At 58.5% G+C, this 21,810-nt stretch carries 25 protein-coding genes and 1 tRNA gene; 9 read left to right on the top strand and 17 right to left on the bottom strand.

The features are described from left to right. Positions 1-35 precede the first annotated feature (35 nt). From ACZZ0G_RS28120 to ACZZ0G_RS28155, 8 genes are all read right to left on the bottom strand, one after another. Complete coding sequence (locus ACZZ0G_RS28120) at positions 36-740, bottom strand: energy transducer TonB family protein (protein ID WP_463558449.1); 705 nt, start codon at positions 738-740, stop codon at positions 36-38. Positions 741-743: 3 nt separating this feature from the next. Beyond that, positions 744-1,169 (bottom strand): ExbD/TolR family protein, encoded by a 426-nt coding sequence (locus ACZZ0G_RS28125; RefSeq protein ID WP_007915482.1) that lies wholly within the window; start codon positions 1,167-1,169, stop codon positions 744-746. A gap of 11 nt (positions 1,170-1,180) precedes the next feature. Further along, on the bottom strand, positions 1,181-2,977 hold the full coding sequence (locus ACZZ0G_RS28130; RefSeq protein ID WP_463558450.1) for a DUF2341 domain-containing protein: 1,797 nt from the start codon (positions 2,975-2,977) through the stop codon (positions 1,181-1,183). A gap of 14 nt (positions 2,978-2,991) precedes the next feature. Then, positions 2,992-4,590, bottom strand: coding sequence for a ShlB/FhaC/HecB family hemolysin secretion/activation protein (locus ACZZ0G_RS28135; RefSeq protein ID WP_463558451.1), 1,599 nt, complete (start codon positions 4,588-4,590; stop codon positions 2,992-2,994). A 56-nt stretch (positions 4,591-4,646) separates the two neighbouring features. Beyond that, positions 4,647-5,258 carry a transposase gene (locus tag ACZZ0G_RS28140; protein ID WP_007915478.1) on the bottom strand — a complete coding sequence of 204 codons (612 nt, stop codon included), beginning with the start codon at positions 5,256-5,258 and terminating at the stop codon, positions 4,647-4,649. 220 nt (positions 5,259-5,478) lie between these two features. After that, complete coding sequence (locus ACZZ0G_RS28145; RefSeq protein ID WP_463558909.1) at positions 5,479-6,687, bottom strand: DSD1 family PLP-dependent enzyme; 1,209 nt, start codon at positions 6,685-6,687, stop codon at positions 5,479-5,481. Positions 6,688-6,761: 74 nt separating this feature from the next. After that, positions 6,762-8,090 carry a D-arabinono-1,4-lactone oxidase gene (locus ACZZ0G_RS28150; RefSeq protein WP_463558910.1) on the bottom strand — a complete coding sequence of 443 codons (1,329 nt, stop codon included), beginning with the start codon at positions 8,088-8,090 and terminating at the stop codon, positions 6,762-6,764. A gap of 76 nt (positions 8,091-8,166) precedes the next feature. Next, the gene (locus ACZZ0G_RS28155; RefSeq protein ID WP_463558452.1) at positions 8,167-8,520 is read right to left on the bottom strand and encodes a c-type cytochrome; all 354 of its coding nucleotides are present in this window, start codon (positions 8,518-8,520) and stop codon (positions 8,167-8,169) included. A gap of 350 nt (positions 8,521-8,870) precedes the next feature. Here ACZZ0G_RS28155 and ACZZ0G_RS28160 point away from each other — a divergent pair, with 350 nt between their 5' ends. From ACZZ0G_RS28160 to ACZZ0G_RS28175, 4 genes are all read left to right on the top strand, one after another. After that, a complete protein-coding gene (locus ACZZ0G_RS28160) occupies positions 8,871-10,496 on the top strand; it encodes an NADP-dependent glyceraldehyde-3-phosphate dehydrogenase (RefSeq protein WP_122661245.1) in 1,626 nt (541 codons plus the stop codon). A gap of 129 nt (positions 10,497-10,625) precedes the next feature. Beyond that, positions 10,626-10,976, top strand: a complete 351-nt coding sequence (locus ACZZ0G_RS28165) for a DUF3302 domain-containing protein (RefSeq protein WP_463558453.1) — start codon at positions 10,626-10,628, stop codon at positions 10,974-10,976. A gap of 5 nt (positions 10,977-10,981) precedes the next feature. Further along, positions 10,982-11,941, top strand: coding sequence for an HlyD family secretion protein (locus ACZZ0G_RS28170; RefSeq protein WP_463558454.1), 960 nt, complete (start codon positions 10,982-10,984; stop codon positions 11,939-11,941). A gap of 61 nt (positions 11,942-12,002) precedes the next feature. Beyond that, complete coding sequence (locus ACZZ0G_RS28175) at positions 12,003-13,043, top strand: FUSC family protein (protein WP_463558455.1); 1,041 nt, start codon at positions 12,003-12,005, stop codon at positions 13,041-13,043. A gap of 3 nt (positions 13,044-13,046) precedes the next feature. On the opposite strand, the gene ACZZ0G_RS28180 is transcribed toward ACZZ0G_RS28175, so the two are convergent. Further along, positions 13,047-13,940, bottom strand: a complete 894-nt coding sequence (locus tag ACZZ0G_RS28180) for a DMT family transporter (RefSeq protein ID WP_463558456.1) — start codon at positions 13,938-13,940, stop codon at positions 13,047-13,049. 137 nt (positions 13,941-14,077) lie between these two features. On the opposite strand from ACZZ0G_RS28180, the gene ACZZ0G_RS28185 reads away from it, so the two are divergent. Together ACZZ0G_RS28185 and ACZZ0G_RS28190 are read left to right on the top strand one after the other, a co-directional pair. After that, positions 14,078-14,515, top strand: a complete 438-nt coding sequence (locus ACZZ0G_RS28185; RefSeq protein WP_463558457.1) for an Lrp/AsnC family transcriptional regulator — start codon at positions 14,078-14,080, stop codon at positions 14,513-14,515. Positions 14,516-14,572: 57 nt separating this feature from the next. Further along, positions 14,573-14,890, top strand: coding sequence for a YceK/YidQ family lipoprotein (locus tag ACZZ0G_RS28190; protein ID WP_463558458.1), 318 nt, complete (start codon positions 14,573-14,575; stop codon positions 14,888-14,890). A 41-nt stretch (positions 14,891-14,931) separates the two neighbouring features. Here ACZZ0G_RS28190 and ACZZ0G_RS28195 read toward each other — a convergent pair whose 3' ends face one another. Together ACZZ0G_RS28195 and ACZZ0G_RS28200 are read right to left on the bottom strand one after the other, a co-directional pair. Next, a complete protein-coding gene (locus ACZZ0G_RS28195) occupies positions 14,932-16,287 on the bottom strand; it encodes a hypothetical protein (RefSeq protein WP_463396429.1) in 1,356 nt (451 codons plus the stop codon). A gap of 404 nt (positions 16,288-16,691) precedes the next feature. Then, entirely contained in the window at positions 16,692-17,363 is a 672-nt protein-coding gene (locus tag ACZZ0G_RS28200; RefSeq protein WP_008081508.1) for a Bax inhibitor-1/YccA family protein, read from the bottom strand. Positions 17,364-17,485: 122 nt separating this feature from the next. On the opposite strand from ACZZ0G_RS28200, the gene ACZZ0G_RS28205 reads away from it, so the two are divergent. Further along, positions 17,486-17,573: transfer RNA gene (locus ACZZ0G_RS28205), tRNA-Ser, on the top strand. A 28-nt stretch (positions 17,574-17,601) separates the two neighbouring features. Here the strand turns inward: ACZZ0G_RS28205 and ACZZ0G_RS28210 are convergent. Together ACZZ0G_RS28210 and ACZZ0G_RS28215 are read right to left on the bottom strand one after the other, a co-directional pair. Next, a complete protein-coding gene (locus tag ACZZ0G_RS28210) occupies positions 17,602-17,739 on the bottom strand; it encodes a hypothetical protein (protein WP_158559201.1) in 138 nt (45 codons plus the stop codon). A 223-nt stretch (positions 17,740-17,962) separates the two neighbouring features. Further along, a complete protein-coding gene (locus tag ACZZ0G_RS28215) occupies positions 17,963-18,289 on the bottom strand; it encodes a hypothetical protein (RefSeq protein WP_463558459.1) in 327 nt (108 codons plus the stop codon). 259 nt (positions 18,290-18,548) lie between these two features. Here ACZZ0G_RS28215 and ACZZ0G_RS28220 point away from each other — a divergent pair, with 259 nt between their 5' ends. Then, a complete protein-coding gene (locus ACZZ0G_RS28220) occupies positions 18,549-18,710 on the top strand; it encodes a hypothetical protein (RefSeq protein WP_463558460.1) in 162 nt (53 codons plus the stop codon). A 173-nt stretch (positions 18,711-18,883) separates the two neighbouring features. Here the strand turns inward: ACZZ0G_RS28220 and ACZZ0G_RS28225 are convergent, their stop codons facing one another. Genes ACZZ0G_RS28225 through ACZZ0G_RS28240 form a run of 4 tightly spaced genes read right to left on the bottom strand, consistent with a single transcriptional unit; the run spans position 18,884 to position 21,074 of the window. Then, entirely contained in the window at positions 18,884-19,120 is a 237-nt protein-coding gene (locus tag ACZZ0G_RS28225) for a hypothetical protein (protein ID WP_463558461.1), read from the bottom strand. 13 nt (positions 19,121-19,133) lie between these two features. Then, the gene (locus tag ACZZ0G_RS28230) at positions 19,134-19,589 is read right to left on the bottom strand and encodes a MaoC family dehydratase (RefSeq protein ID WP_463558462.1); all 456 of its coding nucleotides are present in this window, start codon (positions 19,587-19,589) and stop codon (positions 19,134-19,136) included. Between the two features lie 16 nt (positions 19,590-19,605). After that, the gene (panB, locus tag ACZZ0G_RS28235; protein WP_463558463.1) at positions 19,606-20,439 is read right to left on the bottom strand and encodes a 3-methyl-2-oxobutanoate hydroxymethyltransferase; all 834 of its coding nucleotides are present in this window, start codon (positions 20,437-20,439) and stop codon (positions 19,606-19,608) included. 14 nt (positions 20,440-20,453) lie between these two features. Next, a complete protein-coding gene (locus ACZZ0G_RS28240) occupies positions 20,454-21,074 on the bottom strand; it encodes a LysE family translocator (RefSeq protein WP_463558464.1) in 621 nt (206 codons plus the stop codon). Positions 21,075-21,205: 131 nt separating this feature from the next. On the opposite strand from ACZZ0G_RS28240, the gene ACZZ0G_RS28245 reads away from it, so the two are divergent. Continuing rightward, complete coding sequence (locus ACZZ0G_RS28245; protein WP_463558911.1) at positions 21,206-21,661, top strand: Lrp/AsnC family transcriptional regulator; 456 nt, start codon at positions 21,206-21,208, stop codon at positions 21,659-21,661. The last annotated feature ends 149 nt before the right edge of the window (positions 21,662-21,810 follow it).

A 21,810-nucleotide genomic window follows, 5' to 3' on the forward strand; every position in this document is an offset into this window, starting at 1 on the left:
CACAACTCCTTTTGCCAAAGCTTTAAAAGTGGGGGTTAACCCGGACGCCGCCCTTGCAGGGACAGGCGCACAGGCAAAGTGATGGAGGCCGGAGGCCGTTCGCTCAGGGACGGCGCACCACGCAGCGCAGCCAACACTTGCGTATCAATCTCGGGATTACCGCTGGACTTGATCAGCTCGACGCGGGTGATCTCACCGACGCTGCTCAGCCAGACATCGGCCTGCAACGAAAACGCGAGGTTGCGCAGCTCGGGGTTCTCGCGCAGCAAACGCTGGAAGGTGAACGCCAGAAACTGGCTGTATGTCCCCGTGCCCAAACGCCCGCCGCCGGCTCCGGCCATGCCGCCGCCCTTGCCCGCGCCGATATTGAAAGCGTCGTTACCGGATTGCGCATCACCGTCCATTTGCATCGGGTTGGCCAGATCGTCCGCCGGTGATGGCGGCGCTTCTTCCTCAGGCTTGACCTCTTCTGGCTCGGGTGTCGGTTCCGGCTCGACGACTTTTTCTTCCACCGGGGTTTCCGGCTCCGGCGGTTTTTCCGGCGGCGGAGGTGGCGGTGGTGGCAATGGAATGATCGTCGGCACCTTCGGCGCTTCGCGGCGGATGCCGCTCATGTCGTTGGCCCACTGCCAGAGGAACCACGCGGCGAGCGTGCCGATGAGCAATCCGGCGCTCCATTTCGCATAACGCAGCGCTGGTTTTTTCACCGGCAGCGGCTCGATCGGGAGTTGTGCGGTCATGACTCAGCCCTGACTCGGTTTGCCGGTCACAAGACCGACCTGGGACAGTTCGAGCCGGCGCAACAGGTCCAGCACTTCGATGACTTTCTGGTATTGAACGGTCGCATCGCCGCGCACGATCACCGGGAAATCCGGGCTCTGCGCCTTCTCGATACGCAGGCGCTCTTCCAGCTCGGCCAGGGTCACCGGGTAAGCGTCGAGGAACACCTGGCCGCCGTCGTTGACCGAAATCGCCTTGGTCTTGGCCTCGGACAGCGACACCGAGGCGCTGGCCTTGGGCAGGTTGATCTGGATTCCCGAGACCTGCGCGGTGGCGGTGAGGATGAACATCACCAGCACCACCATCAGCACGTCGACCAGCGGGGTGATGTTGATGCTGTCCACCGCGGCATCTTCGTCATCGTCGTGGGAGGCATTTACAGACGCCATGTCAGTGCTCCTCAGGCCGGTACGGAGTGGTTGGCGTGATGGCCGCGATGCGACGCCTCACTGAACTGGCTCTCGCCGTGCATCTCCGCCAGACGGGTGATGAACTCGTCGACGAACACGCGCATGTCGGCGCTGACTTCCTTGTTGCGGGTGATCAGGCGGTTGTAGCCAAACAGCGCGGGGATCGCGACGAACAGGCCCATCGCCGTAGCGAGCAACGCGGCGGCCATGCCCGGCGCGATGGCGTTGATGTTGACGTCGCCGGCCATTGCGGTGCCGAGGAACACCACCATGATCCCCAGCACGGTGCCGAGCAGGCCGATGTACGGGCCACCGGCGATGGCGTTGGACAGGGTCGAGAGTTTCGAGCTGAGTTGCTGGTTTTCGCGGGTGCGCACGCCGTCCATCGAGCAGCGGATGGCTTCAATGGTGGCGGCGGAAACCGACGAAGTATCGGCGCCCTGCTCGCGGCGGGTGCGAATCTCTTTCACCGCCACCAGATACAAGCGCCACAGCGACGAATGCTGCAGACGCTGCGCGAGTTGGGCGTCGTCGGCGAACATCTCCAGACGCGTGCCGACCTTGGCGAATTGCACGCGGAAGTCTTCGTTGGCGGCGGTCACACGGCTGAGGCTGCGGTTCTTGCGCAGCATGATGATCCAGGACTGGAACATCATCAGCACCAGCACGGCGATGATCACCCAGGCATCGATTGGCACCGCGTTGAGCAGGAAGCCGAGGCTGCCGAAACCGAAACCGGACTGTTCTTCGTCGACACCGTAAGCCACCAGTTTCGACTCGGCACCTTGCGAGGTGGCGTCGGCCAGCAAAAGCGCTGCCGGACGTGACACTTTCGACAAGCGCAATTCATCGATGGCGCCCACGAACGGCTGGAACGGGCCTTCGTGCACGTCAGCGCCGACGGCCATGACCGAGTTGAAGGCCGGCATCGCCTGAGCGAGCGTGGCCGCTTCGCGACCGTTGATGAACAGGGTGACTTTCGAGCCTTCAGCGGTCAGTGCAACGTGTTGCCATTGGCCGGGATTCAGCGCTTGAGTGGCAACGGCACGTTGGCCATCGATCTCTACAAACGGCACACCCTGGTTCGCACCGACCAGCAAGTTGTTGGCGCCTTCACGACGGGCGAGAATCAGTTGTTCGCCACTGGCCTGATCCAGACGCAACCACGCACTGAAGGTGAACGCACTGCCCGCATTGTGTTGCAACGAAGGGCTGGCCGGCAGCAACAACGGCTGGCCGCTGAACTGCAACGCGCGCCCTACTACACCGTCAATCGCCGCTCCGGTCGCACTTTGCGCAGTGTTGCCGTAAGCGGTGGTGTCTTTCGCCGGGGTGCCGGTAGCGCCGTCAAAGTGATAGAGCGCGGTGTAATTCGGGTCGAAAGTCAGTTGGCCGTTGCCGGTCGCCGGGGCCTTTTGATTGCCGTAATACATCCAGATGTCCTGGCGCTGACCGCCCTCGACATTCGGCACATCAACCCAGATCAGCGCCATGCCCATCAGCGCGTCGAAACTTTCGATCTGGTGGTTGAGCACGGTCTTGTCGTCGGCGGCGACAAAGCGCAGATCCGCGCCGTCCTCTTTCACCCCGTCGAAGGTGAAGTTGCCAGTGTGCAGGCGCACCAGCAACGCGGTGCGGCCGAGGGCCTGATTGATCGCCGCGCCTTGTGGCGTGGTGTCGACGGCAATCTGTTTGCGGTAGTGCCAGTCGTCCTGCCACCAGGCCTGAGCCGTGGCCGGGAGCACGAAGCCCAGGCAGATCAACAACGAAAGAAAGAGGCGCTGCATGAACGTGCTCCTTGTCAGAAAGTGGCTTGAAGGTTGAAGTGCAGGCGCGATTCCTGTTTCGAGGTGTTCGGCCCTTCGAGTAGCGGATAGCCCCAGTCGAGGCTGCCGGACAGCCATTTACTCAGGCTGGCGCGGGTGCCGAGGCCGACGCTGGCCAGGGCGTAATTGGCGTCCTGATCCGGCAGTTCGTCGCGCAGATACAGTTGCGCGCCTTCGGCGAAGGCGTAGAAGCGCCAGTCCTGCATCCACGTGCCGGCGTACTTGGCCAGCGACGGCGTGCGCACTTCCTGGCTGAGCAGCAAGCCGTCGTCGCCGGTGCGTTCGGCAGCCAGATAGCCGCGCACAGAAGTGGCGCCGCCGGCGGAGAATTGTTCGTTGGAAACCAATGGCCCCGAGGCCAACTGGAACGCTGCTTTGCTCGCGCTCTGCCAGCCGCTGTCGAAGGTCCAGGTGTAATTGGTGTCGCCCTTGAGCACGGCGAAACTTGGTTTGGCGCGGTAGCGTTTGTAGTCAAAATCTTCGTCGGAGCTGCCGTAGCCGAAAATGCTGCGGGTCGCTGCGACGAGGCTCAGGCCGAGGCCGAGCTGGCTCTTTGCGCTGTAGCGATAGCCGTTGTAGGCGAAGGTGAACGGCGCGTATTGCAGTGGAACCTTGTCGCTTTCGCCAGACAGGGTCAGGCGCTCGTCGAAGTCCTTGAAGTCGATGCCGGCGGACAGCGAGTTCGACCAGTTGCCGCTGGAGGGCAGCGTGTAGATCGCCGAGACGCCGTAGGAATGGCCCTTGCCGAGCACGTTACTGCCACCGATGGTGGCGACGTTGCTGTCGGACTGGTAACCGGAGAACTGCAGGCTCCAGCGCTCGGTCAGCGGCGCGGTGTAAGAGCCCGACCAGACCTTGGCGTTGTCGGTTTCCTGCGGCGCGGTGAAGAACGTCAGGTTGACGCTATGGCCGAGTTGCCAGAGGTTGTTGTAGCCGAGGCTGGTGACGGTGCGCAGCTTTTCGGTGTCGGCGCTGTAGTCGTTGTTGAGGCCGACGCTGGCGGTCCACGGGTTCTGGTCTTCGACCTGCAGATCGACGTCCATGGTGCCGGGGCGCTGACCTTCGCGCACCAGCGGCATCACCTGGCGACCCGGCGTCTTGTTGAGTTGCGCCAGTTCGCCCTGGACCTTGGCGAAGTCCGGCACCTCGCCCTCCTTCAGCGCCGGGACGTCGTCGCGGATGTCCAGCGGCGAATAATGTTTGGCGCCGACCACACGCACGCGGCCTACCTTGGTTTCGCTGACTTGCAAGTAGACGATACCGTCGGCGACGGCTTGCTCCGGCAGTTCGACGAACACCGATTGATAGCCACGTTCCTGATAGGCCTTCTGCAAGGCATCGCGCGCACCTTCGATATCGCTGAGGGCTTTTTGCGGGCCGAGAAACGGGTACACCGCCTCTTCGATCGCCCGCGCATCGAGCACGGTGTTGCCGCGCACGAAGTACTCGTTGACGTCGACCAGACGCTTCGCCGCCGCGTTTTCGGCAGCCTCTTCGGCCAATGCCGGCTGCGCGCCCGCCGTCACCAGCAGCCAGCCCCACAGCGCCAGCCGTGACTTGAAAATCGGTTCCACACTACCCCCTGAATTCGCGATGACCTGTTGGCGTTTCGAACGCCGCGTGTATGGCGTCAATTGCTGGCTGTCGAGGCGCAGGCGTGTTTGCCCAGCCACGTGTGCAAAAGCGCGAAGTTCAACGAGAACTCGGGCATTTGCAGCAACGCGCCGCAGAACACTTCGCCGATGATTTTTTGAATGAGCAGCACCGCACGGGGCTCGTTGAGCAGCGTGGCGATGTCGCGACTGAGGGCGTTGAAGCTCCAGACTTTCTGGTTCAGGCCAAGGCCGACGAACCAGCGGAACAGCAGGTTGTAATTGAGCTGTTCATAGAGTTGCTGCTCGCTGGGCACCGAGTACAGCAGTTGCAGAAGCAGGATATGCATGACCGTTTGCGCGGGAATCAGCATGCCGGGTTCGGCATTGAGGTCGTGCAGGAGTTCGCGGTGGGCATCGAGCAGGTCGTCGATCTGCGGGCGCAGCAATACCAGCGAATGGCCCGGCGGAATGTAGCTCGACACCTCTTTCAAGGCGCCCTGCCAGTCATCCTGCGAGACTATCCAGACCCACGGCGCGCCATAGCGATACACCGAAACCGGCTTCTTGCGCGCGGCTTCGACGATCTTCGACAGGCGTTGATCGAGCTCCTGCATGCCCACTTTCGAGTAGCGTTCCATAGTCCCCATTGCCTCACTCCCGGCGTCCCGCCTCGGCTTGTGAAAAGCGCCCCGTTGGGCCCCTCAAGCGCGTTACATAGGCATGACCGGACTGGCGATGTGCTACCGAACTTTTGTCATAAAAGCTTCATTACAGAATTTGGCAATGAGATGGGACATACATCGAGAACCCTGTGGGAGCTGGCTTGCCAGCTCCCACAGGGTTTTGCAGTGTTTGGGTGATTTGGGGTCAGGTGTAGACGGGCCAGGTGTCGACGATTTTGCCGTTGCGCACGGCGAGCAAATCGCCAAATTGCAGGAGTACGGCTTCGGTCTGGGTCGGGCGCAGGAACACCTGGTCTTCCACAGTGAGGCCGACGGCATTGGAGCCGTTGACCATCTCCTGATTCGAGCTGCGGCCATACACGCCATTACTCTGCAAACCGGCTGGCGATTCGAACTCGGCCATCCAGTTACCGCCGTAGATGAAGAAGGTCTGGCGCTGATTCTGGTCCCACCACGAGAACAGTTTCGACTTGTCATCCAGCGCCGGGATGTTCACAGCCCCCGTACTTTTTAGAACTGGCGTGGCGATGTAGGTCGCGGGGACGTGTTCGGTGAGCGATGGCAAATCGTAGTGCGTCGGTTTGAGCATCGCCGTGCCCACCGAAACTTCAGTGCTGAGCTTTTCGTTTTCATGAATGCGATAACTCGGGCTGCCGGCGGTGTTAAGGCACAAGCCGTCGTGCCACAACGCGGGAAACTGCTGTCGGGTGAAATCGACGCAGCGCTGATAAATCACCATAACCTTGGCGAACAGTTCTTCGGGCGAGCCAAGAATTCCCGGCACGCCCATGCCCACGAACGGGTCGTAGCCCATGAACCCGGCAAATTCCAGATGCTGCGGGTTGGCGCTGATCAGGCTGAGCATCTGCCCAAGGGTATTCGCATCACTGACGCCGCCGCGATGCAGACCGACGTCCAGTTCGATGTTGATGCGCATCCGCGTGCCCAGTCCTTGAGCCAGCGCAAGGTATTGCTGCAAACGTTCGGGGCCGTCGAGCAACCATTGCAGTTGTTTCGCGGGATCGAACGGGCCTTTGTGGGATTGATAAAACAGCTCTGCCGAACGAACCGGCAACGGCTTGCCGAGCAAAATGTCCGACTGTGGAAACGTCAGCGCATCGTGATTGAGAAACGGCTGATGAAACGACATCAGCTTCTGTGTCCCGGCACGCTGGGCGATGTAACGGAGCAATCCAGGCGACGGCAGCGACTTCTCCACCAACCGCAACTGCTTGCCGCCGCGTTTGACCGACTGCATCACCACATCGATGTTGTGATCGAGGCGATCAAGATCGATCAGCAGCACCGGGCGCATCGGGCCCTTGTTTTTTAATTCATTGTTCAACGCACGAAAGTAATCGTTGTACGGCGCGCCTCGATCGCCCGGTCGCAGCCACGCGCCAACACCCACCAACACCGCGCCGACACCCAATGTACCGAGGAGAAAATTGCGTCGATTGACCGCCATCAGCTCACCCCCAGAATCGACGCCAGATGCGCATTGAGAAAGCGTCCACTCGGATCCAGCGCCTGGCGCACATCGACAAACTCGCGCCAACGCGGATACAGCGGCTGCAGGGTTCGCGCATTGAGCGTGTGCAACTTGCCCCAGTGCGGGCGCCCGTTGTACTTCCAGAAAATCGGCTCGACCGCCGCGAAGAAGTTGTGATGATCCATCTGATAATGCTGATGCACCGAGATCGAACAGCTATCGCGGCCCTCGAACATGCTCAAAGGAATGTCGTCAGCCTTGACGTAGCGGTACTCGATGGGAAACCAGGTGCGCAGGTCCTTGTCCTGAATCAGCTTGAGGATTTCACGCAGGCACGCCGGGCCGTGTTCGGCAGGCACTGAATACTCCATTTCGTTGAAACGCACCGTGCGCACGTTGGCGTAGATGTCGAACGAGTCGCCTACGCGGTCATCGAAACTGGCCAGATGGCGCAGGCTGTTGAGCAGCGTGCGGCGCAGGTCGGGGAAGTCGCTGGCGTACTTGTCGATCTTCTCGATCAGGGTGACGAACTCGTTGCCGCCCTCTTCCTCCGGTGAAATCGGCGGCGTGGCCGGGTCGTCGGTTTCGTTGAGGGCGATGGACAAGGCGTAGTCGGAATGGGTGACGACGAGCATTTCCCAGTGCTGGTTTTCGCGGGTGTTGTTGTCGATGTCCTCCAGCAACTCTTCAGTCTTGGCGATCCATTGGCGTTCGCGCAGACGATAGGCCGGGCGGTTTTGCAGGCGAATTTTAGTGGCGACGCCGAGTGCACCTAGGGAGGCGCGGGCGGCGTTGAACACTTCGGGATGCCGTTGACTGTCGCAGTCGAGCACCTCGCCATTGGCGGTCACCAGTTGCAGGCCGCAGACATGCGCCGAGTAGGACTGGAAGTTTTTGCCGGTGCCGTGGGTCGAGGTGGCAATCGCGCCGGCCAGGGTCTGGTAATCGATATCGGCCATGTTCTGCAGGGCCTGGCCGATGTCCTTCAGCGGCAGCCCCATGCGCGACATCGGTGTGCCGGCGGCAAATTCGGCTTGCAGGGTTTTCGCATCGTGATCAAGCAGACCACTGAAGTAGCTCAGCGATAACAGCGTGCCGTCGGTGGGCACCAGGGCGCTGAAGGAATGCGCCGAGCCGACCGGGCGAATCTTGCCTTGTGCCTGCTTGATGGCGGTTGTCAGTTCATCGAGATTCTTCGGCGCCAGACGCGCTGCTGGCAAACAACTCTGCCCGCCCGACCAGTTGCGCCATGGGATCAAACGTGGCGCCCGCAGCAATTGGCCCAATGCCGGACTGCTCGCCAACGCACTGAACGCGCCGACAATACTTGCCCGTTGCAACAACTGACGCCGTGTCAGATCCATCGTCATGCCGGGCACCTTATTCTGGGAGGGGCTGGTCGGCCATGAAGCCGATCAATTGCAGGAATTGTTCTTCCGAGCATTCGACGCACTGGCCCATCGGCGGCATGCCGTTGTAGCCGTTGATGGCGTGGTCGAGCAGCGTGTCGGTGCCTTGCTGAATGCGTGGCTCCCAGGCTTTGCGATCCCCGGTGAGTGGTGCGTTGGCAGCGGGATTGGCGTGGCAGAGCTGGCAGCTGTTGGCGTAGATCTGCGCCAGTGCCGGGTCTTTGGGCATGGCTTTGTTGCTGGTGACTGAGGGCTTCGGGTCTTCGCCGCAGCCAGGCAGCGCCATGACCAACGCCAGTATTAGAGTGAGTCGGATTGCCCGCATAACGGCCTCGCTTATTGTTGTGCTCTCACCTTAAGGCAGCGGCTGCAACGGGTTGAGGGCATTGCGGGACAGCGAGGGGGGCAAACGGGGCCAGCCCTCTCCCCGATGATCGTTCCCACGCTCTGCGTGGGAATGCCTCAAGGGACGCTCCGCGTTCCAATGGGACGCAGAGCGTCCCCGGCTGCATTCCCACGCGGAGCGTGGGAACGATCATCAAACCAACCCCCTCTGCTTTGCGCCTTTGCGTGACATTCCGGTGACATTTGCGGGTTTAAATTCCGGCGCGTTCAGGCGTATAACCTGTAGAGACTTTTTTGATCTGCATGCGGACATCAACACGGGGTAGCGACATGACCACAGCAAACATCCTTGGCAACCTGTTCCCTTCTGTCAGCGACATCCCGGAAAAATACCGCCTCGACGGTCAAGTCGAGCAACGTGAATACCTCGTCGACGGCCAGTTGCGTCGCTGGGACGGCCCGCTCGCCACCGTGCGCAGCCCGGTCTATCTGAAAGGCGATAACGGCGACGAACAAGTGATCCTCGGCAGCACACCGCTGCTCGATGCCGACACTGCCCTCACCGCCCTCGACGCCGCCGTGCGCGCCTACGACCGTGGACAGGGCCTGTGGCCGACCATGCGCGTGGCCGAACGCATCCAGCACGTCGAAGCCTTCCTCGGTCGCATGCGCCAGCAGCGCGATGCCGTGGTGAAACTGCTGATGTGGGAAATCGGCAAGAACCTCAAGGACTCGGAGAAGGAGTTCGACCGCACCTGCGATTACATCGTCGACACGATTAATGCGCTCAAGGAACTCGACCGCCGCTCCAGCCGCTTCGAGCTGGAACAGGACACGCTCGGGCAGATCCGCCGCGTACCACTGGGCGTCGCCCTGTGCATGGGCCCTTACAACTATCCGCTGAACGAAACCTTCACCACGCTGATTCCGGCGCTGATCATGGGCAACACCGTGGTGTTCAAACCGGCCAAGCTCGGCGTGTTGCTGATTCGTCCGCTGCTGGAAGCGTTCCGCGACAGCTTCCCCACCGGCGTGATCAACGTCATCTACGGCAGCGGTCGTGAAACCGTCAGCGCGCTGATGGCCAGCGGCAAGATCGACATCTTCGCCTTTATCGGCACCAACAAAGCCGCCAGCGACCTGAAAAAACTGCACCCTAAACCGCACCGCTTGCGCGCCGCGCTGGGTCTGGATGCGAAAAACCCGGGCATCGTTTTGCCGGAAGTCGACCTCGATAACGCCGTCAGCGAAGCGGTCACCGGTTCGCTGTCGTTCAACGGCCAGCGCTGCACCGCGCTGAAAATCCTTTTCGTCCACGAAGACGTGGTCGACAGCTTCATCGAGAAATTCAACGCCAAACTGGCCACGCTGAAACCGGGCATGCCGTGGGACAGCGGTGTGTCGCTGACGCCGCTGCCGGAATCGGGCAAGGTCGACTATCTGCACGGTCTGGTGGCGGATGCGCGCAGCAAGGGTGCCGAAGTGGTCAATCCGAATGGCGGCGAATCCCGTGAGTCGTTCTTCTACCCGGCAGTGCTGTACCCGGTGAATCCGCAGATGCGCGTCTACCAGGAAGAGCAATTCGGCCCGGTGGTGCCGATCGTGCCGTACCGTCATCTCGATACCGTGATCGACTATGTACTGGAGTCGGATTTCGGTCAGCAGTTGAGCATTTTCGGCACCAACCCGGTGGCGGTCGGCCGGCTGGTCGACACGTTCGCCAACCAGGTCGGGCGGATCAACCTCAACGCGCAATGCCAGCGCGGCCCCGATACTTACCCGTTCAATGGCCGCAAAAACTCGGCGGAAGGTACGTTGTCGGTACACGATGCGTTGCGGGTGTTCTCGATCCGTACGCTGGTGGCGACCAAGTTCCAGGACAGCAACAAGGACCTGATCAGCGAGATCATTCGCGGGCGTGATTCGAGCTTCCTGACTACCGATTACATCTTCTGATCAACCGTCACTGGATCGTAAATAAGCAAGAAGGCGACCACATGCGGTTCTGATCCAAAGTCGCCAGGCGCCCGGCAAATCAGTGTCTACACTGATGCCAGCACTGTGCTGGATGCCGGGAGCTTGATCATGCTCGATTACTTCGCGTTAGGCGTGTTGGTGTTTGCCGGGCTTGTGCTGTTTTACGGGATCATCGTGTTGCACGACATCCCCTATGAAATTGCCGTCCATCGAAACCATCCGCATCAGGATGCAATCCATGCCACTGGCTGGGTCAGTCTGTTCACGCTGCATGCGCTCTGGCCGTTCCTGTGGATCTGGGCGATGGCCTATCGAGAAGATCGCGGCTGGGGGTTCGGTGACGGCAACTCCGTGCAAAACCATGTCGTTCGCCTGGAGCAACAGGTGATCGAACTGCAAGGACGCCTCGAGCGACTTGAAGCGCTGAATGCCACTTCCCCCCAAAACCGGGAGGGCTGAACGCCATGGATCTGCTGCTCATCCTGACTTACGCCGCGATCTGCGTCGCAGTGTTCAAGATCTTCCGTATCCCGCTGAACAAATGGACGGTGCCCACCGCCGTACTGGGCGGCATCCTGATGATCGGCGCCTTGATTTTCACCATGAACTACAACCACCCCTACTCCGAGGTGGCGCGCACTTACTTCGTTTCAGTGCCAGTCATTCCCATCATCAGCGGCCAGGTGATCGACGTGCCGGTGAAGGGGAACGAGCCACTGGAAAAAGGCGACGTGCTGTTTCGCATCGATCCCACACCGTTTGAAAACCGGTTGAAATCGCTGAAAGCGCAATTGGTGGCGGCCAAGGGTGACCGCTATCGCATCACCGAGTTGATCCGCCGCAACTTCGGCACCCAGCGCGAACTCGATGCGGCCATCGCCCGCACCGATGATTTGCAGGCGCAACTGGACAACGCCCAGTTCGAACTGGACAACACCACCGTCCGCGCGCCGAGCAAAGGCTTCGTCACCCATGTTTCCTTGCGGCCGGGGATGATGGCGAGCAAGTTGCCATTGCGCCCGTCGATGGTGTTCATCCCGGAAGAAGGCCAGTATTTTGCCGCGTGGATGCGCCAGAACAGCCTGCTGCGCCTGACCGTGGGCGACGAGGCGGAAGTCGCGTTCGACGGCATTCCCGGCAAAGTTTTCGCCGGCCGGGTGAAAAACGTCATCGGTGTGATTGCCGAAGGTCAGGTGCAGCCTTCCGGGACGCTGATCGGTTACACCGGTTCGCCGCCGGCGGGGCGTGTGCCGGTGATCATCGAAATCACCGATCCGGACTTCGCCCAGTACAGCAAGCTGATGCCGGGCGGTGCTTACGGGCAAGCCGCGTTGTACAGTCAACACTTTCACCACATTGGCACGATGCGCAAAATCCTCCTGCGTATGGCAGCATGGATGAATTACATTTTTCCTTTCCATTGACCTGAATCGCCATCACGAGAGGCCCGCACTGAGTAATTACAGCACCCATCGACTTCCGCCCTTGCTGCGCCGTGTCCTGCGACCGTTGCTTGATCCCTATCGACGTTACCGGCACGCGCGGCTGATTCACGCGGTGCGCGTGGCCCTCGGGTTACTGGCGACGATCCTGCTGACCACCGGCATCAATCTGCCCCACGGCGAATGGGCCTCGGTGACCATGCTGGTGGTGATCGGCGGTTTGCAGCACCACGGCAACATCGGCAAAAAAGCCGCCGAACGCGCCACCGGCACCTTGATCGGTGCCGGCGTCGGTTTGCTGCTCGTGGCGCAGCAGGCGTGGCTTGGCATGCCGTGGCTGACGTATTTTGCGATGGCGGTGGTCTGCGGTTTCTTCTCGTATCACGCGATTGGCAAGGGTGGTTACACCGCCCTGCTCTCGGCGATCACCGTGTTCATTGTCGCCGGACATGGCGACAACCCGATCACCGACGGTTTGTGGCGCGGGGTCGATATCTTGATTGGGATTGCGCTGGCGCTGGCCTTCTCGTTCGCCCTGCCGCTGTACGCGGTGTATTCGTGGCGCTACAACCTCGCCGATGCCTTGCGCGATTGCGCCACGGTGTATGGGCGGATCATCAGCGGCCAACCGGTCAGCGCCGATGAGCATTTGAAACTGATGGGGCGCCTCGGCGCGGTAATGGTGCAGTTGCGTTCGCTGATGCCGTCGGTGTCCAAGGAAGTGAAGATTTCCATGACCGAACTCGATGCCATCCAGCGCAATCTGCGCATGTGCATCAGCACGCTGGAGATCCTCGGCAACACCCGCCCGGATGCCAACGATCCCGAAGCCATGGCCCATTTGCAATCGGCATTGAAGGCCGAGCACCGGCAGATTCGCGTGCAATTGATCGGCATGGCCCGGGCCCTGAAAACCGGCGCCTCGCAACGCCTGGACAGGCCGCTGGAGTTGCCGGAGGCAAACCTCGACGCACCGGTTTACAGCGCACTGGACGGTTACCGACTGTTGACCCGGCAACTGGCGGCGAACATTGCCGAGATGCGCCAGCGCCTGGCGAAAACCGCACCGCGCTGGAACATCTGAGGGTTACTGCGCGACCAGTCGCCGGGGCTTCAGGCCCCAGCCCTGCTGCATGCCAGCGGCGGCCAGGAGGATTGCGGCCACGCCGACCCATTGCAGGGTTTCCAGGCGATGGCCGAACGCGAACCAGTCGACGAAGATCGCCGCGATCGGGTAGATGAACGACAGTGCGCCGGTCAACGCGGTCGGCAATTTCTGGATCGCGCCGTACAGCAGCACATACATCAGACCGGTGTGAACGATGCCCAGCGTCACCAGACTGGCCCAGGCACTTGGCGCCTGCGGCAGCGCACTGAAATGCGCGAACGGCGCCAACAGCAAAATCCCGGTGCAGACCTGAATCAGCGCAATCAGATGCGGCGGCGTGCCGGTCAGACGCTTGATGATCAACGCGGCAATCGCATACAGAAACGCCGCCCCCAACGCCAGCGCAATGCCCATCAGATAGTCGTTGCCGCTTTCACTTTGGCTGCCATGGGCACTGACGATGGCCAACATGCCCAGGAACGAAATCGCCAGCCAGAACAGCTTTTGCAAGGTGATTTTTTCGCCCAGAAACAGTGCCGCCAACCCGACCAGCATGAACGGCTGCACGTTGTACACCGCCGTGCCGATGGCAATCGAAGCCCGTGAATACGAGGCAAACAACAACACCCAGTTGCCAACAATCGCCATCCCACTGATCACGGCGAGCAGAACTGTGGTGCGGGTCAGAATGCCCGGGCGCAAGAAGCCGAATCCCGCGCAAATCAGCAGCAAGGTGCCGGCGCCGAATACGCAGCGCCAGAACACCACGTCCAGCACCGGTTGCCCGGACACCAGTACGAACCAGCCGATGGTCCCGGATATCAGCATGGCGGCGGTCATTTCGAATGAGCCGTGACGCAGTGTCTTGTCCATCATTGATCTCCTGTCTTTGTGACAAAAGTATGCCAAGCAAAGCCGCAAGCGCTCCAGCGCAAAAAGAAGGCTAAACTCGGCATCTGCCTTTTTTATCGTGGGTAGTTTTCGCCAATTGCCTAATGCTGGAGTTCTTCATGACTGACGATATTGATCAGATCCTCATCGGCGCCTTGATGGAGGATTCGCGGCGCTCACTCAAGGCCCTGGCACAGATCAGCGGCTTGTCTTCACCTAGTGTGGCCGAACGCTTGCGCCGGCTGGAGGAACGCGGTGTGCTCAGGGGCTACACCGTGGAAATTGATCCGAAATGCTTTGGTTACCAGTTGCAGGCGATCGTGCGGGTGCGGCCATTGCCGGGACAGTTGAAGGAGGTGGAGCGGCAGATCCTGGCGATTCCCGAGTTCACCGAGTGCGATAAGGTGACGGGCGAAGACTGCTTCATCGCGCGCCTGCATGTACGTTCGATGGAACAACTCGACACCCTGCTCGACCGGCTCAATACGCTGGCGGAAACCAATACCGCGATCGTCAAAAAGACCCCGGTCAAGCGCCGCTTGCCGCCGATGGCGTAGGTGCTTTTCCTGCACGATTGGCTTAGATTGGGTCTTTTCCGGCTAAGGATTGGCGGTATGAAAGTTCAGGCAGTGTTGCTGTTGGCGTTAATACTCAGTGGTTGCGGGACCGTGCAGACGGTCGTGCGCGACGATCAGGTTGCTGTGGACGATTTGAGATCGAACAAGTCCTATTGCGGGGCTGTGCCAAGGATCTACAGTGGCGTGATGTATGACTTCTGTAACCTGCATGCGCCGGTAGGCGAAGGTAACAAGTACAACGCCGCCCTTCCCGGCTGGGCGATTGATGCCGTGGCTTCCGGAGTACTCGACACCTTGTTGCTGCCCTACACCATCTACAAGCAGCAGACTGACGGCAGCATCGTGATCAACTGAAAAAGCCTGCGCACGCCGAACGTGCGCAGGCTTTTCGCTTCTTACTCCAGCAGTTGCTGCAGGCTCGGGTCACGAATGACTTTCTGCAATGGCTGCGGCGTGGCGTTGTTGGTGGAATTGAGCATTTTCAGTTTCATGTCCGACGCTTTGCTGCACGCATTCTTGCCGTCAGCGTAGATGCCGCTCATGTCGCATTTCCACTCGAAGTAATTCACCAGACCGCCGGACAACTGCAGGCTGTAGTCGGTGCTTTGAGTGCCCGGTGTGAAAGCATGGCCGGCCGGAATGTTCTGGAACCACTTCATCCATTCAGGCGAACCCGGCTTCGGCGCATTGGCCTGGAACGTTGGATTCATGATCGCCACTTGCGGCGTTTCGGCGGTTGCATGGCAGCTCAGGCAGGAACTGTTGGGGTTGTCCACCGGACCATTGAGGCGACCGTTCCAGCCCAGATGAGTGGGTGGCAACTCCTGGGTCTTGGCATTGATCGCGGTCTGTTGCAACGCGGGGTTGATCTTGGTCTGCGTCGGTTGCGGGTTGGTGAAGTCGTTGCCGATTTCTTCCGGATCGTTACCCCACATGATCCCTACCGGAACGAGGTTGTCCCAGCCAGGCTTGCCGGTTTTCGCGCCGTTGTACTGAAAGGTGCCGAAGATCCAGCCAGTGGCACTCATGCGCTTATCGCGCACGGCGATGTCCATCTGGATCAATGCGACATCTTTGACCTTGCGATTGGCCGACGTGAATGTTTCGGTGACGTAGCCCTTCCACAACACCGGGTTCACCAGGAACGGCACGGTGCTGCGATCGATATCGGCGAACAGGGCTTTGCAGACTACGGTGCCGTCGGGGAAGCTGTTGGGTGCCGATGTGTATTTCGGATCAGGGTTGTTCGGGTCTTTCCAGACCTCTCCGATAGTATAGGCACCGATGTCGTTATAGATGCCCACCGCGTAAGTCTGGCCGGTGGCGGTCTGCGTGGCGGCGAGTTGCTTGACCTGGATCTGCGCCTCTTTGGTCAGGCCGTGAATCCCTTCGCGTCCCAGCGGGCCATAGTGCTGCCACGGCATGTGATACCACTGACGTTTTTTATTGTTCTGCACGTACCAGTCAGCCTCGACGTTGCCTTCAAGGCAATAGGTTTTGACTTCCTCCATGTACGCACGCCAAGTCTCAAAATTGTTATCTGGCTTGGTCGGTAGATTCTTGAAAAAACCGGGTAGCGGTACTTTCGGCGCTGTTGCCGGGTAACTCTGGCTCAACTCAAACAGTGGACCAGAGTATTGGCTGGAAGGTGGCTGATAGCCGAAGTCAGGATAGACGCCGGCGAAGGTTGACGCGCTGAACAGCGCGGTGGTGACGGCCAGTACAGTCAGTTTTCCTTGGGGCTGGTTCATCGATGATCTCCTTGATTGGGACAACGCCCGCAATGGCAGGGCCTCCATTATTTTTCTGGTATCAGGGTCCCGGTCGTTCGCCGGGATACGGTCACGGTGCATGGCATTTGGCGTGGTTCACCTCCCGGTTTTTTACTGGACGAACGAATACAGTCGCTCTCGACCGAAAGGCCTGGCGATCAACAACGAGGGAAGTGAATGCGAGGGACGCAGGAATGACACGAGGGGTGCTGGTTTCCGACTCCTGTCGATCAGGCTACTGCTCTTCCTTGGTAATTAGGTGTAGGTGATTTCCAAAAAGACGCCACTATTTTCAGATCATTTTGTACGTAAAAGGCCACTACGCTTTTCTGCGAGCAACAAAAAACCCGCCGAAGCGGGTTTTTTGTTGAAACGACTAACGATCAGTCGTCGCGGCTCATGATGCCGAAGATCTGCAACAAGCTGATGAACAGGTTGTAGATCGATACATACAGGCTGATGGTCGCCATGATGTAGTTGCGCTCACCACCGTGGATGATGGCGCTGGTCTGGAACAGGATGCACACCGACGAGAACAGCACGAAACCTGCGCTGATCGCCAGTTGCAGGCCGCTGATCTGGAAGAAGAAGCTCGCCAGCGTTGCACCCAGCAGGACGAAGAAGCCAGCGGTGATGAAGCCACCGAGGAAGCTCATGTCCTTGCGGGTGATCAGCACGTAGGCCGACAGACCACCGAACACCAGCGCAGTCATCGCGAACGCCGAGCTGACCACTTCAGCGCCGCCCTGCATGCCCAGGTAACGGTTGAGGATCGGGCCGAGCAGGAAACCCATGAAACCGGTCAGCGCAAAAGCGGACACCAGGCCCCACGCGGAATCACGGAGTTTGTTGGTAAGAAAGAACAGCCCGTAGAAACCGATCAGCACCACGAAAATGTTCGGGTAGCCAACACGCATCTGCTGTGCGACAAAAGCCATGACGCCGCTGAATGCAAGGGTCAGAGCCAGTAGGCCGTAAGTGTTGCGCAGGACGCGGCTAACCTCTAGCTGCTCAGCCTGCACGCTGTTATTAACTGCGTAATCCTGTTCGCGCATGGCGACACTCCTGTTGGTCTGAAACGTTCAGTCGCAAAGATCATAACAGACGCTCTGTAACAAGCCATGCAGAGAGTTTGACAGTGTGTTTCATTCAGGTATTATGGCGCCCGCAACGCAACGGAGGTGTGGCCGAGTGGTTTAAGGCAACGGTCTTGAAAACCGTCGACTGTAACAGGTCCATGAGTTCGAATCCCATCGCCTCCGCCATATTTGGTACCGTCAAAGCCCTGATTATTCAGGGCTTTGTCGTTTCTGGCGTTCTGAAAAATTTCCGTTCTGCCAGCAAGCCTTGAGCGTTTACTGCTGCCGATCGCAGCGTCATGCCCAGAACCAGCTCCTTGATGAAGGCCTGGCTAATAATTGCGGTGTTCATGAACACCTGGCCACCCGTCAAGGGACGTGAAGCGCGTCGCTGACGCAAGCTTCTCCTCCGCTATCACGTTCTCATTGTCACGATGCTGGCCGTGTTGTGATATGCCTTCAGCGCCTCGCTGATTGCGCCAGTGCCGTCATCCTCTCGCCACACCGCTTGCAGGGCCTGTCGCACACCCCGCCAACATCGCTACCGCCCAGCGCTACTATCAAAATTCGCATATTTAATCCTTGTGGTCTCGCACGCTGAAGGTGAAGAAATAGAACGAAATTTTCTCGTCCTCAAGATCCCTCAGCTCGTACCGGACTCTATCAAGTCCATCGTCGATTCGAGTTACGACGAGGTCCATGAATTGGGTTAGTCCGCCACCGAAGCCGCTTAGGTTCAGTGCGCTCACGTCACGAAAAACAGCCGTCACACCCTCGGTTTCTGGATCATCGGAGGAAGACATACTTAGCGTGATTTTGTATTTGAAATCCACCATTTCGAGCTGCATCGAAGCTACGCAGTTGTTCTCGAAAAAAAGCTGATTGAGGCGAGACAGTTCCATTACAACCTCGAGGAAAAATCAGGTGGTGCACATACCGCAGCCAACACTCCTACGACCAGTTTCATGAAGGTCGCTCCTGTGAGAAAGGATGCACGATATCACTGGTTTTACCTCGATGAGCCCTGCACGTTTCGAAAATCCTCTCTCCGGCGCGGTATCACAATTCAACAGCAAGAGCATGAACATACGTTCATCGAAAACATGGCTCGATACGTCTAGGCTGCGGGTTCCGACATAGTGACTACAGGAGTAACCCACCATGTTCTCGCACGAAAGCATCCCGCTAATCATCATCTTCGTCATCATGCTGATAGGCGTGCTCACGGCCTTTTTGCACCCGGTGCATGCGGTCTTTAGCTGGCTTCGGAGGCGCAGGAAAAGATCGTCCGCCAAGATTGTGAAAGAACTCAAGCCGCGCTGAATCCTCACAACAAGCCCGGACGTGATTCTCGGCGTGTACACCAGTGAAGAACTGGACGACGGCTACGCGCTTCCGGAAACCGCGATCTACCAACGAAAAGCCAGCTGATTTGAGAGCCGCATCGGTTCCTCACGGCGACAAAACCGACGTAAGTGCGGACCTGTTCGAGCAGCTCAAACAGATTGCTCACCTGGCGTCCGCCAGGTGAGATGAAGCAGCAGGGTTGCACAAAGTGCGAAGGGCAATCCCACCCAAAGCGACACTTTGTAGCCCAGCAATACTCCCGCTGCGCCACCAACGAAAACGGCTAGAACGAAAAAGCCGGCGTCTGCCATTTCCGTTCCCGGTCGAATAATAAACTTTACTAAACCATGCATTTGTAATTTCTCTACAAAGGGTGTTTTTTGCATTGACTTGATAAGCCTAGGACTCATCAATCGCCATTGATCCTAGTAGTTTTCTCTCGGCGTCATTGGGAATGAACCCTGTCGTTTCCGCGAGCAAGACAGGCTGACCGGCACTGTTGTTCACGATCACCTCGGCTTGCGCTCGATTACCGTCACTAACCCCCCTGATTTTCCACACGCAGGTCAACTCATCTCCAACGTAAACGGGGCGCTTGAAACGTAAACTCATGGAGGAGGCCAACCACCCCAATTGCCCTCCTATCTCCGTAATCAATGTCGCCGTCAGCAAGCCATGAGCGATGACCCCATCAAAGCCTTTGGCCTCTGCATATACGGCATTGGAGTGCACTGGGTTGTGATCGCGCGATAGCGCTTCAAACTGGACGATTTCTGCGTCCGAAAAAGTGCGTTTGATTTCGAAAGTATCGCCTTCCTCAAGTCCCTCAATTGCCTTCTGGCGCAGTGCGTTCATTGACAGCTCCGATGATCTAAAAAGTATGATCTGGCCCAGGGAATGAACCCGACCCGACGTCTTTAGCAAAGGCTTGAGCAGCGTCACTCATCACCTTTCTCATATCCGCATACTGCTTGACGAATCGCGGCAACTGACCATCCCGTAGCCCCGCCATGTCCTGCCAGACGAGCACCTGAGCATCGCAGCCATTCCCGGCACCAATTCCGACGGTTGGAATGGAGACTGTCTCGGAAATCCTCTTTGCCACGTCGCCTGGCACCATTTCAATGAGCAGACCAAATGCCCCCGCGCGTTCGAAGGCAACACTCAAATCAATCAACCGCTGTGCATCATCGCCTTTGCCTTGGATACGGTAGCCGCCCAGCTGGTGTTCTGCCTGCGGGGTAAATCCGATATGGGCCATAACCGGAATACCTGCGGCTACCAACATTTCGACCTGCGCAAGCATCTCGATTCCACCTTCGAGCTTCACGGCATGAGCCCCACCTTCTTTCATAAAACGCACTGCAGTATGAAAGCACTGCTCCGGCGATCCCTGATAAGAGCCAAAAGGCAAATCCGCAATGACTAACACCCGCTTGGTAGCGCGAGAAACTGCTCTGACCAGAGGAAGCATCTCGTCCACTGTTATCGACAACGTCGAATCGTGCCCAAACACATTGTTGGCTGCCGAATCGCCTACGAGCAGCACCGGAATGCCTGCCGACTCAAATACCGACGCGGCGTACATGTCATAAGCAGTCAACATGGCCCATTTCTGACCCCGTGCCTTCATGTCCCGTAAATGTGGAATTCGTACCCTGCCGCGAAGAGGACTGTTGTACGGGGCGTTATTTTGCTCAGACATATCGCTTCCTCATTTCAAGTGAACAGCCGTTCCGCAGCAAGAACCACAGCGATTACGATCATCGCGGCTCCAGATATTCGGCTCACATTGATGGCCGCTGCTGGTCGTGAAGCAAGCACCGCCCCGGCGCCATAACCGACCGCAAGATAGACGACGCCGCAACTGAAACCGTGAATCAGACCTAGCGCGACAATCTGACCCCCTACTGGCCAGGCGGCTGACACATCAGTGAACTGAGGCAGCAGCGCCAGGAACAACAACAGAACTTTCGGGTTGAGACCGCTGACGCACAATCCTTTTATCGCCCAGGCCATCCAGCGACCGTCATTGCTGGATGTCCCTTGAACAGGCAACGAAGGTTTAAGCAACATGTTGAAGCCGAGCCATAAGAGATAGGCCGCCCCCATCAGCGTTAATGTCAGCAATGCATAGGGTATTTTTACCAGCACTCCACCCACGCCTGCAGCGACGATCAGCGTGGCCACAAGGTGACCGCAGAGCATGCCGACTACGGCCGGTAGGACACGGCCTCGCAAACCTGCCGATATCGCGTAGGCCCAGTCGACTCCGGGTGTGATAACAAACAAAAATGATACGGCCCAAAACGCCATGATCAGAGAAACAGTCACGATCAAATCCTTCCTTTTCCATCAATCCAGAGCGCCGCTTGGCCCCGAATTACCGTGATAGAAGGATAATGAAAGCGAAGTGGTATTATCTTTCGAAATTACCTGTCAAAGCCGACTTAATTAGAAGGTCTTACTCAATGGATCGTGTGGACAAGAAGATTCTTGCGCAACTGCAGCAAGATGGTCGTCAGTCGCTGACTGAGCTGGCCGAGCGCGTGGGTCTCAGTTTGTCTCCATGCCATCGACGCGTTCGGGCGATGGAAGATGCGGGAGTGATCAAGGGTTATCGAGCTCAACTGTCCGCAACTGAGATAGGACTCAATTTCTCTTCCCTGGTATTCGTCACGCTTCGAGAGGGACACCAAAAGGCAGTAGCTGATTTTGAACAAGCTTTACCGCGTATTCCTTATATCGTCCAAGCGCAGAGACTTTTTGGCGATCCTGATTACCTGCTGATGGTGGTGACAGCAGATCTTCCTGCATTTCAAAAACTTTACGATGAGGAGCTGTCGAGATTACCCAACGTACAGCGTCTGACATCGACGCTGGTGATGAAGCACGTCATCATTGATCGCCCACTGCCGCTGGGGTGAAGTTCTAACATTGCGGATGACATAGAGAAGCCATCAGGCTTTGGCTGCCGCATCGGGCCGCATTCGGACTGCGTCGTTTCTCCGGTTCACGATATTTTCGGCCCTTCCCATCGTGCTTCACGACTTTAGTGGACGTAAAAGTGAAGATC

Source organism: Pseudomonas sp. AC169, assembly GCF_979258515.1.